This is a genomic window from Desulfovibrionales bacterium, from assembly GCA_028715605.1.
Taxonomy (GTDB): Bacteria; Desulfobacterota; QYQD01; order QYQD01; family QYQD01; genus QYQD01.
In genome coordinates, this window is record JAQURM010000003.1 from 165,782 (window position 1) to 181,220 (window position 15,439).

Sequence of the window (15,439 nt, forward strand, 5' to 3'; positions counted from 1 at the left end):
ACACAATAAGATAAAATGTATTTAAATATCAGGCGGATAGAGTCGGTAAAATAAAAGATGATGTCTTTTCTTTTTTATTGACATAATGTACAAATTAAGCCATTATTTCGATTAACTTGTACAAATAAGGGGGGACTGTTCATGGGAAAACCACTTAAAAAAATCAAATTAAGTGAAGCGCGTTCGAAGCTGACTCAGTTAAACAAGATATTGAAACCAGGGGAGAGCTTGCAGCTTACCAAAAGAGGGAAGCCATATGCCCGGATCGAATTGATCGAAGGAATGGATCTCTATGAAAAAGCTCTCAAGTCTATCGAAGCCCTGCCTGAGCCGAAAGGAAAGTTACAGCGGGTAGCCCAGGGCTATAAATCCATTCTTTATGGGAAGCGTAAATGAAAAGTCTCAAGGGCCTTACTGCGGTTTTCTGTGACGCCAGTTTTTTTGTTGCGCTATTTTCCAAAAAAGACGCAAAACACAGACGGGCCATAGAACTCTTTAAGGAGATCAAGGACAACCGAATTCTGATTTATACTTCCTGGTTTATAATCTCAGAGTCTATGACTGTCCTGCTCTATCAATATGGCTACACTGAGGCATTAACCTTTAATCAATCGATCGATCTCTACAAAATTGTCTATCCTACGGAAAGCCACTGCCACCAGGCCATCGCCTTGTTCAATCTTTTGGGAAAAGACAGGAAGATTTCGTATGTGGATGCCCTTTCATATATTATCATTTCAGGAGAACTAAAGAACCTGCCGGCCCTCTCTTTTGATAGCGACTTTAAATCAATGGGATTGACCGCGATTTCTTAAGTAACTTATCTCAGTGATGCCCTTCATCTTTTAGGAAATACTGGTGGTATTCTTCCTCCGCCAGGTGTTTTTTAAGTGTTCCAGTTATAAAGTCAACCATCTCTGAGACCTCGGTATCGCTTAAGCGTTTTACTAAAAGATTCATAAGCTCGTCATCGGTAAATTTTTGCAGGTACGCGATGAGGGACTTTTCATCCAGTTCCCGACTTAAGCCAAAGGCTATCTGGCCTTCATCAAATGTATTCACAAATTCATGTCTGTGTCTGCCCATATAAGTAAAGAGCCTCCGTTGTCGTATTATCGTTACCTTACCGGTAGAGGTTTTCTATCTCTTCTTGAAATGTTGCGGCGATGGCCGCCCTTTTCTTTTTTAAGGTAAAGGTCAAAAGGCCGCTCTGTGCAGTCCATTCTTCAGGAATCAGTTTAAACCTGATAATCCTCGCCCATGGCCTGGTGCCTTCTTTTTTGTTATGGAGTCGATCTGTCTCATTTTTGATAAGTTGGACAATCTCAGGATACTCTATCAATTCTTCTTTATCACTGCAACGTATGTTATGTGTGCGGCAATAGTCCTCGATAGCCTGCCTATACGGCACTATGAGCGCGCCCAGATGTTTCCGGTCCTGTCCGACAATGATGACCTGAGATATGAAAGGACTCAGAGACAGGGCGGTTTCTATAGGTTCCGGTTCGATATTCTCACCGCTTAAAAGGACGATGGTATCCTTGGCCCGGCCGGTGATGATTAGATCCCCTTGCGGGGTCAGCATGCCGAGATCGCCGGTATTCAGCCAGCCATTTTTGAGTACCTTATCCGTGGCCTCCTTGTCCTTAAAGTATCCCCGCATCACCTGAGGCCCCTTCACCCAGATAATCCCGGCCTTGCCGGGCGGGACGGGTTCCTCAGTTTCGGTCAGTATTTTTATCTCTGTTTCGGGTATCGGTCTTCCCGCGCTGCCCTTAATGTTGGCTTCCGGCCGCCTTATGGTAAGAACAGGCGAGGTTTCCGTCAGCCCGTAGCCATTGAGAAGGGTTACTCCTATCATTTCGAAAAAATCATCGAGATGGGGTGGCAGGGTTCCTCCCCCGCTCACCGCTACCCTGAGTTTGCCGCCCAGGTTATATCGCACGGTTTTATATATCAGCCGGTCAGCGAGGAGATGGAGTGGAAGGTACATGAATCGCCCGGATTTTATGAAGTTTTTGCTGGCCGTAAGCAATAAGCTGATCAGCTTATAATATTTTTCCTTTTTAAATCTGTCCATTACCCCCTGATAAAATATCTCCCACAGCCTGGGCACACCTGCTATGAAATTTGGCTGTTGCGCAGACAGATCCTTACGAAAGTGGTGAGGGTCGCTGAAAATAAGCGTGGCTCCACTCGAAAGAGCGATATATTCGACTGTTCTTTCGAACATGTGATAAGGCGGGAGGAGGGATAAAAAACGTTCTTCTGGTTGAACGGGTATGCACTTGAGGACGGAACCAACATTTTTAGCTATGTTCCCATGGGTGAGCATAACCCCTTTGGGCCGCCCGGTCGTGCCTGAGGTATAGACAATAGTGGCCAGATCGTTTCCCCTGGCCGTTTTAGCCCGGTCAAAGAATGTCTTGTCGCCGTGGGATAACAGTTCTTTTCCCTTAAGCCTTACCTCTTCCCAGGTGATGAGACCTTTTACTTCGGGGGGCGTTTTATCTCCTGAGTAGATGATATATCCAATGGTTGGGGCTTCCTTTTTCAGGATTGGGATTGCGTCCGGGGACATATCCGTGATGGCGATCTTGACCTCTGCGTGGTTGGCTATATAGGTAAGCTCGTCCAGGGCCAGGTCGTTACCGCGCGGGACATCTATCCCGCCGCTGCCCAGGATGGCAAGGTCGCCGATGAGCCAGTTGCAGCCTTTATTTATGAAAAGGCCTATATTTTCTTCCGGTCTTACACCCAGGGAGATAAGGCCGGTTCCTAACTCGGCAATGGTTTTTCCCATCGCGCTGTAGGACAGGGTTGTCCACCCGGCATTATGCCTTTCCTGCAGCGCAACACTGCCGGGGAATTTGGATATGGCCTGTTCAAGTAAATGGTTAACCGTGTCTCGCATCTTAATAGCTTTCAGCTATCAGCGATCAGTTTTCAGCTTTTTTGACTGCCGACTGCTGGCAACTCTCCACTTATTAATTTTTCGATTTCATCTATTTTTTGAAGGCAGGCCTCTTCCCCCCTGCGTATTAATTCCTTCCCCAGGTGAAAATCTCCCCATTTGTAGCCTTCGACATCGGGATAAATAACGATGTCGGCCTTATTAATGCTTTCCCGTGCGGCATGGGAAAACATTATGGAGAAGGAACGAGTGAGTACGCCTAAGATGGAAGGCTCCCTATTTTCAGGCCAGCGCTCGCCGGTGCGCCTTTCTACTACCGAGGCTAATAGAAAATCGGCGCCTTTATTGACGAGTACATCCACGGGCAACGGATTGAGAAGCGCCCCATCGCTAAGCCACTGTCCGTTCATATTAAATGGATTGAACATACCCGGGCTGGATATACTGGCCCGCACGGCCTTGCTCACCGACCCCCGCTCCATAATAACCTCCTGACCGGTGGCCATGTCAACGGCAATAATACTCACCGGGATCGCCAGGTCAAGAAAATCTGCGCCCTCCAACATCTCTTCGAGTACGGAGAGGATGCGATTTCCCTTTAAGACTCCACCGCCCAGCAGTGTGTAGTCGTATATATTTTTTCTTACCTGACGAGTAGTGGAGAAATAGGACAAGGCCAGTTCTATGGCCGCATTTGCCGAACCGGTCTTGCCGTATAATGCGGCTACAAATGCCCCGATGCTGCATCCGGCTATCATATCTATGGGGATGCCCTTTTCCTCCAGCGCCTTTAGAACGCCCAGATGTGTCCATCCCCGTGCGCCTCCGGCCCCGAGCGCTACTCCGACTCGTCTTTTGCAAATTTCGCGCGCCAGTCTTCGCAGCGCAGTCCTATTTTTTTCTTCCTCCTTATATTGCCATATCTCCGGGACCTCGGCCAGATTCAGACGGGCCTTTATTTCAGTGCGGTGAAGACCTGTATCTCCTCTTGTATGGCTTGTGCCGATCTTGATGCGCGCTGACGTAGAATCAATGATATCCTGAATCGGACGAAGCTTTTTGGGGACGTCGGCCATATCTTCCGCAAGGGTCGGGATAAGAAAGAGAATGCAGTCAGAGAGCCTTAAGGCCCGTTTGCTTACCGTATTGATCTCATGGTGGAGATCGAAAAAGACATAGGCAAAATTAGTTTTAAATACTTCCATGATAGAGGATAGATGAGACCTGGTTTCCGTAACAAATTGGCGATCACTCGTTTGCGGCAATTGGAAGATAGTGACACCGGCGGGGCTTTTGTACCAGGATCGCCTTAGGTTAGCCCTGGTTTCCGGAGAAAAGTCTTCAATTAATCGGTTGTCCGGGCAGTCGATCTGTTCCCCGCCCAGGATATGTAAGACCTGTCCACGGGGTTCGTCCAGGTCTATAGCCAGGACTTTTCCTCCTGCTTCGCGGGCGACGGATACCGCCAGCATAGCGGTAAAAGTGGAGCAACCAAGGCCGGCGTGAGAACCGATGACACTATAAAAGCAAGGGGCGACCAGCGGGGTAATCAGCCCTCCAGCCTTACTGAACCTGGAAGATATAATGCGGCTGATGTGCAGGGCAACCTGTGGATGTTTGTACAATAGCGCCTCAAAATCCGCCTTCTTAAGCCCAAAGAGTTCGACGTCTAGGGCTGCTTTGACTGTGGCCATCCTTGGTTCCCCGGTGAGAATGGCCCGTTCACCAAAGAAATCTCCCCGGTGTAACTGGGCAATAAGGTCCTCCCGCCCCTCCTTTCTTACATAAACATCAACTATGCCGGACTTGATTATGAAAAGTGAATCCCCCGGGTCCCCTTCCCGGCAGATTACCTCACCTTTTCTGGCCCGCAGCCTTTTGAACCGTTTTGCCAGATGGAAGAGTTCCTCTTCCGGGAGAAAAGCCAGAAAATCCACCCCGGGAAGCGCATAAAAGACTTCTATGTTATTAGAGGTCAGTTCTTCCATGTTGCCTGATTTCCTTTCGGGAACAATCGTTGTATCCGTTCAGCGTTATCAGTTCACCGTTGACCGTGAAAAACACGAAAATGTCTTTTTCGGTGAACAGCAATGTAGGGTGGGCTTTGCCCACCAAGAGAATGATGGTGGGTAAAACCCACCCTACGTGGCTTTCAGCCTCGAGCTGATTTTGCGCGTAGCTGACTGCTAACAATATTATCGGCTAAAAGGGGAGTCTTATCAAACCAATGTGACCAGGCGACATAAGCCGGTCGTAGATGCGCCCGGGCGTGTTCAAGGATTTGCCCGGGGATGCCGATCAGGATATAAATTAGGTGGATACGTATGTCAACCCGTCTCGGCGAATTATTAGTTAGAGAAAAGCTGATAACCGTGGAACAACTGAAAGGGGCCTTGAACGAGCAAAGGCTCCACGGGGGAACTCTTGGTTATCATCTTGTTAAAATGGGCGTTATTGCTGAAAATGTCCTGCTCAGTTTTTTGAGCAGACAATTTGGGGTTTCCGTGGTGGATCCTTCCGCTATGGATATCCCCGAGGAGGTTATCAGGCTTGTCCCCCCCCGTATTGTCCAGAAATATCATGTTATCCCGCTAAAGAAAGCCGGCTCGGTTTTGACCGTGGCCATAGCCGATCCCTCCAATATTTCGGCCATAGATGACATAAAGTTTTTTACCGGTACAAACGTAGTGGTTCAGTTGGCCACCGACCTGGCGATCAAAAAGGCCATCGATCGTTTTTATGACATGTCTGCCTCCCTGAGCGATGTGATGGATGGATTCAAAGACGAAGGGATGGACTACGCCGGTGATGAGGAGGAACTCGATGCCTCAGTCCTGGCTACAGCGGCCACGGAGGCGCCGGTTGTCAAGCTGGTTAATTTTATTCTGGCCGACGCCATTAAAAAGCAGGCCAGCGATATCCATGTAGAACCGTATGAAAAGGTCTTTCGGGTCAGGTTCAGAATCGATGGCGTCTTATATGAGATAATGAACCCCCCTTCCCGGCTGAAGAATGCGATAATCTCGCGAATTAAGATTATGTCCAAACTGGATATTGCGGAGAGGAGGCTGCCTCAGGACGGGCGCATAAAGCTGATCGTAGGGAAGGGCAAAGAGATGGATTTCCGGGTATCGGTGCTGCCCACCCTATTCGGTGAAAAGGTAGTTTTACGGCTCCTCGACAAGTCTAATCTCCAACTGGATATGACCAGGCTGGGTTTTGAGGAAAAGGCCCTGACTGATTTTATGGAGGCTATCCACAAGCCCTATGGGATGGTACTGGTTACCGGACCGACCGGGAGCGGGAAGACCACCACCCTTTATTCGGCGCTGGCCGAGTTAAATAAGGTGACCGAGAATATTTCGACTGCGGAAGATCCTGTGGAATTCAACCTCATGGGCATAAACCAGGTTCAGATTCATGATGAAATAGGTTTGAGCTTCGCGGCTGCTTTACGGTCATTCTTGAGGCAGGACCCGGACATAATTATGGTCGGCGAGATCAGAGACTTTGAGACGGCAGAGATCGGAGTCAAGGCAGCCCTGACCGGGCATCTGGTCCTTTCCACACTTCATACCAATGACGCCCCTTCTACGATTAATCGGCTGCTCAATATGGGCGTAGAGCCATTTCTGGTGTCATCTTCCGTCAATCTTATCCTGGCTCAGCGTTTAGTACGAAAGATCTGTCCGAATTGTAAGGAGGAAGTCTCTATTCCTGTAGAGGTCTTACGGAATATGGGGTTACAAGAGGAGTCTGACGAAGAGATTATCTGTTACAAGGGCAAGGGCTGCCTTAATTGCAATCAGAGCGGTTATCGGGGACGGATTGCCCTCTATGAGGTTATGCCTATGTATGAAGAATTGAAAGAAATGGTTCTGGTCGGGGCCTCGGCCATGGAGATCAAGAAAGAGACTATACGTTTGGGCACGAAAACGCTCCGTCAGAGCGGGTTAACCAAGATACTCGAAGGAGTTACCACGATAGAAGAGGTGGTCCGGACAACGGTAGCAGATTGATAGGTACGGGGTTTCAGAGGACTTAAGGAGGGATAAAGATGGCTGTTTATATCTGGGAAGCAAAGACAGGCAAGGGGGAAAAGAGGGGCGGTGAGCTGGAAGCGCCGGATGAGACCACGGTGCGGGTTCAGTTGAGGAGGTTGCAGCTAACACCTACAAAGATAAAGAAAAAACCAAAGGACCTCCTGGAGAATGTCAAATTTTTAAAGCCCAAGGTGACACAGAAAGATTTAGTCGTTTTTACACGACAACTTTCTACCATGATAGATGCGGGCCTGCCTCTTATTCAGGGCCTGGATATCCTGGCCAAGCAGCAGGTCAATAAGACTTTCAGGGATGTGCTTACGGATATAAAGACGAATGTAGAGACCGGCTCGACATTTGCCGATTCTCTGGCAAGGCATGACAAGATTTTTGACAGCCTCTTTTCCAAGATGGTAGCCGCAGGGGAGTTGGGCGGCATACTGGATGTTATCCTCAATCGTTTGGCTATGTACATGGAAAAGGTTATGAAATTGAAGAAAAAGGTCAAAGGCGCGCTGACTTATCCCCTGGTGGTCCTTTGTATTGCTCTTTTAGTCGTGGCCATCATCCTCATCTTTGTTATCCCGGTGTTCCAGAAAATGTTTGCCGATTTTGGCCAGGCATTACCGGCTCCTACTCAACTTGTTATTAATCTGAGCGATTTCTTTAAGAAAAATATCATTTTTATGATTGCCGGGCTGATTGCGTTTGTATTTGCCTTCCGGAGATTTTACTCTACGGCCAAGGGCAGGAAATGGGTGGACAGCCTTGTTCTCAAGCTCCCGGTGTTCGGACCGCTGGTCCGCAAGGTAGCCGTAGCTAAATTTACCCGGACACTGGGAACCCTGATAAGCAGCGGCGTCCCGATACTGGATTCCTTAAATATAGTAGCCGGCACGGCTGGAAATAAGGTCATTGAAGAGGCTATCTTAAAGGTCAGGGTAAACATAAGCGAGGGCCGTCCGATAGCCGAACCGCTCATGGAGACCGGGGTGTTCCCTAACATGGTGGTTCAAATGATCACCGTGGGTGAGACGACGGGCGCCCTGGATGCCATGCTGGGGAAGATTGCCGATTTTTATGATGACGAGGTAGATGCGGCCGTAGATGCCTTAACGTCCATGATCGAACCCTTTATGATGGTCTTTCTCGGGGGGACTATCGGCGGCTTGGTCATTGCCATGTATTTGCCTATCTTTAAGATGGCGGCGGCGGTAGGTAATTAATTGAGTGACTCACATCTCGGCAGGGCGCTATGGTTGATATCTTTGAGGGTGGTGGTAGCCACCCTCCTTCTGGTCATTACTGTCCTCATCCAGTATCAGTCACGCCCGGCCGGTGTATTTGGCACCCTGTCCCCTTTATACGTATTTATATCCTCTGTATATCTTCTGACCGTTGTCTATAGTATTCTGCTCAGGGTGGTCAGAGATCCCGGCCGGGTCATTTTTGTGCAGATGATCCTGGATCCCCTCCTGGTTACGGCCTTAATTTATGTGACCGGCGGGATAAGCAGTCCCTTCACCTTTCTGTACCTGATGGTAATCATGGTGGCCAGCCGGTTGCTTTACAGGCGGGGGGGGGTAATAGCAGCCTCTTTGAGCAGCATACTCTACGCGGCCCTTCTCGATTTTCAATATCTTGGTTACATAGCACCCCTCAACTTTGACCCTATAGACTTATCCGGTATTTCAGCCGGCCACGTAGGTTACCAGGCTAGTATTCACATAACAGCCTTTTATTTTATGGCTTTTTTAAGCAGCTATTGGTCTGAACAGGCCAGGAAAGATGCTATTGAGCTGGACAGAAGACAGAGGAATATATGGGAATTAGAGGCATTCAACCGGAACATCGTACAATCGATCAATACCGGCCTTTTCACCTTAGATACGCATGGCCGCATAACTTCGTTTAACCGCGCAGCGGAGGACATTACCGCCTTTTCCCACAATGAGGTTACAGGTCAACCCTTAGCCACGGTTTTTCCACATCTTGACCTGCCTTCCGAAGGGGATAATGTCTCTGGAAACAATAACCTTTCCAGTTTTCAGTATAAAAATAGAGAGGGCAGAGAGCTGTGGCTTTCCTTTTTAATATCGCCGCTGAAGAATGCGGAGCACGAAAATATAGGACAGCTCATCTTGTTTCAGGACATGACGGAAATTAAGGCCATGGAGGCGGAGATTCAGCGTCAGCAGGTCCTGGCTTCCATCGGGAAACTGACCGCGGCTATGGCCCACGAGATAAGAAATCCCCTGGCCTCCTTAAGCGGCTCTGCCCAGATGCTGGGCCGTGATGGATCCGGAACCCCGGGGAAATTCATGAATATTATATTACGGGATGCAGAAAGACTGGACAGATTATTATCTGATTTTTTGCTCTATGCCAGACCTGAAGACAGCGAGGCCAGGGCGATTGAGGTTGGACAAGTAGTGGGGGAGGTAGTCGCTGATCTTCGTGAACGGGCCGGCCGGATTGGTATGCGGGTAGTGATTGATTTAAAATCTCCTGTCTATATAAAGATAGCCCCTGAGCACCTTTCTAAAATTATAGAAAACCTGCTTATTAAAATACTGGAGGCCGGACCGGAAGGCGGAGAGGTCAGGATAGACGGACGATTGGTTCAGCAGGTAGGTGAGGACGTCGCGGTTGGAGGCGGGAGCTTCCTTTGCCTGTTGGTGAAGTCTGGCGGAACAGGAGCGTTTCCTCATCATATAGATAGTGCGTTCAGTCCGTTTCCTATGATAGACGGTGGTGCGGATGAGCTTGGTTTGGCCGTGGTCTATCGCCTGGTTGAGTATTCCGGGGGTAAGATTTATTTCAAGAGCCCGCCGCCTGAGAAGGATCAGGGGACAACATGTTATATCTACCTGCCGGTTAACCCTGCCCGGCTTTAAGCCTTTTCACCGCAGAGCACGCAGAGCCCGCGGAGAAAAACTTTAAACTGTTCAATATGTTATCTCGGCGTTCTCAGCGACCTCTGCGGTAAATTTTGACTTCTTACGAGTTCATCAAAGTTCAAGTGAATGACAAATGGTGAGACGCCAGTCCTTTGCCCTGCCGCAGGCAAGATGACCAGGGACGAACGCCTGTCCTGCATGCAAAGAATAGCTACAAAATATGTTTGACATTCAGATGTTTTGGGGTAAAACCTTTGACTTTGATTTGTAGCCGGTTTTGCCGAACGGGATGCCCGGATAAAATCATAGCGGAGGCTGGCCATGGAAGAGCTCTATAAAGATCTACGGGAAGAAGTAGAGCCATTATTGGCTGAACGGCGGTTTGAGGCCATTAAACAGATACTTTCAGCCAGTAATGCCCAGGATATTGCCGAGCTTATCACCCACCAGCCACCGAAAGAACAGGTGCTTCTCTTCAGGTTGTTGGCCAAGGAGCTGGCAGTTGATGTCTTTGAACATCTCAGCTCTCCGGACCAGCAACACCTTTTGCAAAATTTTCAAGACAGTAAGGTCAAGGATATTCTTGAAGAGATGTCGCCGGACGACCTGGCCAGGCTTTTAGACGAAGTGCCGGCCGTAGTGGCCAAACGGTTGGTGCAGTTACTGCCGCCGCAGGAGCGTAAAGATACCAGTACATTACTCGGATATCCGGAGAACACCGCCGGGCGTATTATGACGCCTGAATACGTCGCCCTAAAGAGGGAGATGACCGTGGCTGAGGCACTGGACAAAATCAGACGCGTGGGTCTGGAAAAGGAAACCGTCTATTACTGTTATGTGGTTGACGAGAAAAGACGGCTGGTGGGTATTGTTTCTCTCAAACTCCTGGTTATCAAGCCGCCTACAGCCATCATCGGCGATATTATGGACTCCGACGCCATATCGGTAAGGACGGAGGACGACCAGGAAAAAGTGGCGCGTGACCTGCAAAAGTACGACCTCCTGGCTGTGCCGGTAGTGGATAAAGAAGATAGGCTGGTGGGGATAATAACGGTCGATGACGTCATGGACGTTATGGAAGAAGAGGTTACCGAAGATATCTACCGTATGGGTGGTGTGGAAGTCCCGGATACGGGATATTTTAAGGCCCGGGTTCTTTCTGTTGTAGGCCGGCGGGTAGGCTGGCTTCTGATACTACTCATAACCAACACACTTACCGGCAATATTATCATGGGTCAATCGGATACTCTAAAGTCTGTCGTTGCGCTGGCGGCTTTTATACCGCTTTTAATAGGGAGCGGAGGCAATATAGGAGCGCAGTCTTCCACGGTCATGGTCAGGGGTCTGGCGCTAAGGGAGGTATCGGCAAGGAATTATTGGGGCCTGCTGTCGCGGGAAGTGGGCATCGGCTGTTTACTGGGTGTTATGTTAGGAACAATAGTCACAATCTGGGCCCACTGGTTGCAAGGTAATTGGCTTGTCTCTCTCACCGTTGGGTTAAGTCTCGTGGTCATCTCGACCCTGGCCAGTCTTGCGGGTGGCATGCTGCCTTTTGTCTTCTCGCGTTTAAAGCTTGACCCGGCCATCATGTCCGCCCCCTTTATTACCACAATGGTCGATGTGTTGGGGGTATTCACCTATTTTCAGGTGGCTCGTTTTATCCTGTTTAAATAAATAAGGGCGGGGAAGGCCGCCCTTATTTATTTAGATTTACACGATTATCAATCTATTTCTTTACCTTATTCTCCTTGTTGAAGAGGTTGAGGATGTTATCCGTGACGTCGATTTCGTCCGCAGCGTAAACAACACCACTCCTTACGGGGTCTAATATCAGCGTGTACCCCTGCTCTTTACCAAATTTTTCCAGAATCGTTTGCAGGCTCTTTATTAAAGGCTCGGTTGCCTTGCGTTCAGCTTGCTGCATCTCATATTGGGCATCCTCGTAAAGCTGTTTAAATTCCCGGTATTGTTTCTGGTATTCTCTCTCTTTTTCGTCTCTGGCTTCAGCGCTGATGACGGCGGTTTTTTTCTCTAAGTCCTGCTTGAATTTTTCCAGCTCATCCTGTTTTTTATTTATTTTTTCTTGCAGGGCCTTAAATCTTAAGGATAAGTCATCTTTAGTCTTTTTACCTACTTCAGACTCTCCCAAGACTTTTTGTATATTCACAATAGCTATTTTAGTTTTTTCTTCCGCCCACGATTGCCCGGCGACCATGAGAACAATCATTATTCCTATTAGTATTAGTAATCCCTTTTTCATTTATTGTTCTTATCCTTTCTTATGTTTAATGTTTTCGTAAAATACCTAAAATATCACGCAAAGCCGCCAAGGACGCAAAAAGAATAAAATTTGGAACTCAGGAACTCATGAAGAAAAATACTGTTCTATTCCTGATTTCTTGATTTCCAGATTCTCATTTTCCCTTCGCGGTCTTTGCGCCTTTGCGTGAGAAATTGACTTTATTATTATACGGCTATTTCCCTATCGTGGCAAAATCGGCACGTCTGTTTTTAGTCCAGCATTCTTCATCATGTTCAGGGCAAAGCGGCCTTTCTTCCCCGTAGCTCAGGGTTTCTATGCGCTCAGGAGCAATGCCCATGTTTGTTAAATATTCTTGCGCGCTGTTTGCCCTCCGCTCGCCAAGGGCCAGATTATATTCGTTTGAGCCTCTTTCGTCGCAATTACCCTCGATGCGTATCCTGGCCGCAGGATTTTTCTTCAGCCAGTTGGCGTTCTGGTCCAGGCTTGGGGTCTGGTCACCACGGATATTATACTTATCAAAATCAAAGTAAACCGGTAATAGCCCCGCCGAGGTTCGGCTCTCTGCCATCGCGAGGACTTCTTCTCTTGGCGCTCCGGTAGTAGGCATGGCTTCTTCAGCCATGGGCTTGGGCGCAACTGTCTCTGCCGTTTTCGCCGTCACAGCCCCCGGCGCCTTAGCTGTTTCTTCTTCAGAGACACAGATTCTCTTGGCACAGGCAGAAACCAGAAAGGCCATTGTTATTGCTAATAAAAACGATAGTCCATAAAACAAACTCCTTTTTGTCATTTGCCCTCCCCCTTTTTACCTATGTTATTAAATTATAATTTAATAAATCGGAATTATTTTGATCGTACATAAACGATAAAAAATAATTATCATTTTTTAAAGGGCAAGGCAAGAACTCTTTATAAAAATAATTGGCTCATATAAGCAACAGATAGTCAACTTGTGCCGAAATTTTCAAGGGCAGGGCCATCTTGACCGATAATAAAAATAAGAGACTACGGAATACCCTGTGCATATCATTTAACAGGTGAGTATGACATGATGGATGCAGCTAAAGTACAACGGCTGATTAAGACGGTCGAAGGCGAATCCCCCTGTGTCGATTGCGTATTTTTCCAATGGGATAGTGTAAAACAGCGTTGCGCCAATTGGAGAAAGCGGGTCTGCTATACACATGTGCTGCAGGTCTATTATTTCCTGTCATCCGACAATGAAACCGGAGTGTATCATTAAAGGCGGCCTCGTAAAAAGTCAGGCATCCGGTAAGCAATTGAAGCTCCCCGCAGCAAGCTACGGGGAATCTCCGTATGCAAGGTGAGATGCATCGTATTCGCTCGCTATGCATGTTCAGAAATGCGCCCATAGATAGCTTACCAGGCCGGCCATAACAAAGTTATTTTCAATCAGGAATTCCAGTTTTACTCCCCGTCGCAGGTAGTTCTTTTCGAAAAGGACAATGCATCCGGCCATGGATAACACCGGTAAGGTCAGCCAGAGGCCGACCGTGGTAACATATCCGAGGAAGGAAGAAGCCGCGAGGAGAATAACCATAAATGCTATAAGTCCCTTCAGCAGGGTAAGAGTTGACCTCTCTCCGATTAAAATAGGCAGTGTCTCCCGTCCGAACATACGGTCCGCCTGGACATCAAATACTTCCAGGAGCGCCGAACGCACGAAGACAAAGGCAAGGACAAAGAGGAAGGCCGCGATAAGGCCCGGCGTGAACCCCTGGCCTGAGTTCCAGGCAGGCAAAAAAGCCGCAACTGCCGCCCAGGCCAGGGCTATAAATAATGTCCTGGATCCCGGTATGTCTTTCAATCGACGGAGGGGAATAACAGGGCTTAAAAAATCGGGAATAATTTTGACTCCGTACAATGTCCCCAGGATGCAAATAAAAAACAGGAAGAGAAACGGAAATAAACCCAGTGAGTAAGATAGAGAAAGGGCAAAGGCAGCGGCCAGGAGAGATAATAAAAGGATAACCCTTTCGTGTTTAGCGAAGAATATAGCCCGTCCGGGTTCGGAAAAGGCGTCTGCTTCTTTGTCTGTAAAATGATTCAGATTATGGACGGCATAGATATAGGCGGCCGCAATGAAGAAATATGGCAAGGCCCCTTTTATCCCCTGTAGTTTGAGAGAGGCATAGGCGAGGAATCCTGCCCCGAGGCTGATATAAAGGTTGCTTTCCAGAAGAAAGCGAAAAAATGTATATGCCGTAGCCTTAAGGGTGCTTTCCTGTTTACCCCTTACCCCTTCCAGTTTGCTTACAACCCGGTTGATTATCCAGTTGGGGGTCGATGCCCCGGCCGTAACGGCCACCCGGCTGAAACCGGACATCTCTTTTAAATCCAAATCGTTTTCTGTCTCGATATGGTAGGCTTTTAACCCGGCCTCTTCTGCAATTTGAGCCAGTCTTTTTGTATTTGCGCTTTCCTTACCACCTACTACAACAACGGCTTCAACTTCTTTGCAGAGTTCAAGAACCTCGGCCTGCCGTTCGTGGGTTGAATGGCAGATAGAATTAAATATCCGGCCCCCTGGATATTTTGAGGTGATTTCCGAGGCGATCTCGTTAAAAAGGTTTTCATCCTGCGTAGTTTGAGCCACGATAATGTATTTGTCCAGCTTGGGGAGTCCGGCAATATCGGTCTTGCTGCTTATTAAGAGGCCCAGGCCTCCGGCAAAACCAAGGAGTCCCAATACCTCCGGATGCCCTTTGTCGCCAACGATGATTACCTGATAGCCCCTGCGGGCAAAGCGGCGGATAATGGTTTGAACCTTTATAACCCGCAGGCAGGTGCCATCTATTACCTGTACGCCGGTCTGCAAGATAGCTTCTTTTTGCTGGGGAGGGATGCCGTGGGCCCGGATAACTACCGTGCCGCCTTTGATCTCACCGACGCTCCTGGCCACGGAGACGCCTTTATCAGCCAGCAAATCCAGGACCTGCTGGTTGTGAATAAGAGGGCCAAAAGTGGATATTGGTCCGCCTACGGCAGATTTTTCCTTGACCGCAGCCAGCAAGGTATCCATGGCCCTTCTTACGCCCATGCAAAAGCCGGCCTTTTTGGCCAGAATAACCTTCATCTATGTGAGCCCCCAGAGAGGATAATATGGGTTAAGCATTGAAACCGTTCACTGTTATCAGTTCACCGTTGTCCGTAAGAACCTGAAAAGCGTTTTTTGGGTGAACAGTCGATGGTGATTGCATTTCCCGTTAGCTTGGCCGCCGGTGTCCGTGAGAAGCGCGAAAAAGGTCTTTTTCGGTGAACGGCAAACGGTCAACGGTCAACGGTGAATGCTTAATATTTT

12 protein-coding genes are annotated in these 15,439 nt (G+C 48.4%); 6 read left to right on the plus strand and 6 right to left on the minus strand.

All coding sequences use genetic code 11. The features are described from left to right. The first annotated feature begins 141 nt into the window (after window positions 1–141). Together PHT49_05330 and PHT49_05335 are read left to right on the plus strand one after the other, a co-directional pair. Window positions 142–396: a hypothetical protein gene (locus PHT49_05330; GenBank protein MDD5451298.1), complete on the plus strand. Its 255-nt coding sequence runs from the start codon at window positions 142–144 to the stop codon at window positions 394–396. After that, on the plus strand, window positions 393–815 hold the full coding sequence (locus tag PHT49_05335; GenBank protein MDD5451299.1) for a PIN domain-containing protein: 423 nt from the start codon (window positions 393–395) through the stop codon (window positions 813–815). The genes PHT49_05330 and PHT49_05335 overlap by 4 nt, the downstream gene beginning before the upstream one ends. 10 nt (window positions 816–825) lie before the next feature. On the opposite strand, the gene PHT49_05340 is transcribed toward PHT49_05335, so the two are convergent. The 3 genes from PHT49_05340 to PHT49_05350 are packed head-to-tail and all read right to left on the minus strand — an operon-like array spanning window position 826 to window position 4,902. Beyond that, entirely contained in the window at window positions 826–1,086 is a 261-nt protein-coding gene (locus tag PHT49_05340) for a hypothetical protein (GenBank protein ID MDD5451300.1), read from the minus strand. Window positions 1,087–1,123: 37 nt separating this feature from the next. After that, window positions 1,124–2,914: an AMP-binding protein gene (locus PHT49_05345; GenBank protein ID MDD5451301.1), complete on the minus strand. Its 1,791-nt coding sequence runs from the start codon at window positions 2,912–2,914 to the stop codon at window positions 1,124–1,126. Between the two features lie 32 nt (window positions 2,915–2,946). Beyond that, window positions 2,947–4,902, minus strand: a complete 1,956-nt coding sequence (locus tag PHT49_05350; GenBank protein MDD5451302.1) for a cyclic nucleotide-binding domain-containing protein — start codon at window positions 4,900–4,902, stop codon at window positions 2,947–2,949. A gap of 336 nt (window positions 4,903–5,238) precedes the next feature. Between PHT49_05350 and pilB the strand changes: the two genes are divergently transcribed. From pilB to mgtE, 4 genes are all read left to right on the plus strand, one after another. Further along, window positions 5,239–6,933 carry a type IV-A pilus assembly ATPase PilB gene (gene pilB / locus PHT49_05355; protein ID MDD5451303.1) on the plus strand — a complete coding sequence of 565 codons (1,695 nt, stop codon included), beginning with the start codon at window positions 5,239–5,241 and terminating at the stop codon, window positions 6,931–6,933. 38 nt (window positions 6,934–6,971) lie between these two features. Beyond that, on the plus strand, window positions 6,972–8,183 hold the full coding sequence (locus PHT49_05360) for a type II secretion system F family protein (protein MDD5451304.1): 1,212 nt from the start codon (window positions 6,972–6,974) through the stop codon (window positions 8,181–8,183). Continuing rightward, window positions 8,184–9,854, plus strand: coding sequence for a PAS domain S-box protein (locus tag PHT49_05365; GenBank protein ID MDD5451305.1), 1,671 nt, complete (start codon window positions 8,184–8,186; stop codon window positions 9,852–9,854). A 324-nt stretch (window positions 9,855–10,178) separates the two neighbouring features. Continuing rightward, on the plus strand, window positions 10,179–11,531 hold the full coding sequence (gene mgtE, locus PHT49_05370) for a magnesium transporter (protein ID MDD5451306.1): 1,353 nt from the start codon (window positions 10,179–10,181) through the stop codon (window positions 11,529–11,531). A gap of 52 nt (window positions 11,532–11,583) precedes the next feature. On the opposite strand, the gene PHT49_05375 is transcribed toward mgtE, so the two are convergent. The 3 genes from PHT49_05375 to ispH form a co-directional block, all read right to left on the minus strand. Next, complete coding sequence (locus tag PHT49_05375) at window positions 11,584–12,117, minus strand: OmpH family outer membrane protein (GenBank protein MDD5451307.1); 534 nt, start codon at window positions 12,115–12,117, stop codon at window positions 11,584–11,586. Between the two features lie 214 nt (window positions 12,118–12,331). Continuing rightward, the gene (gene pal / locus PHT49_05380) at window positions 12,332–12,907 is read right to left on the minus strand and encodes a peptidoglycan-associated lipoprotein Pal (protein ID MDD5451308.1); all 576 of its coding nucleotides are present in this window, start codon (window positions 12,905–12,907) and stop codon (window positions 12,332–12,334) included. Window positions 12,908–13,474: 567 nt separating this feature from the next. Then, window positions 13,475–15,214, minus strand: coding sequence for a 4-hydroxy-3-methylbut-2-enyl diphosphate reductase (ispH, locus tag PHT49_05385; protein ID MDD5451309.1), 1,740 nt, complete (start codon window positions 15,212–15,214; stop codon window positions 13,475–13,477). Window positions 15,215–15,439: the final 225 nt, after the last annotated feature.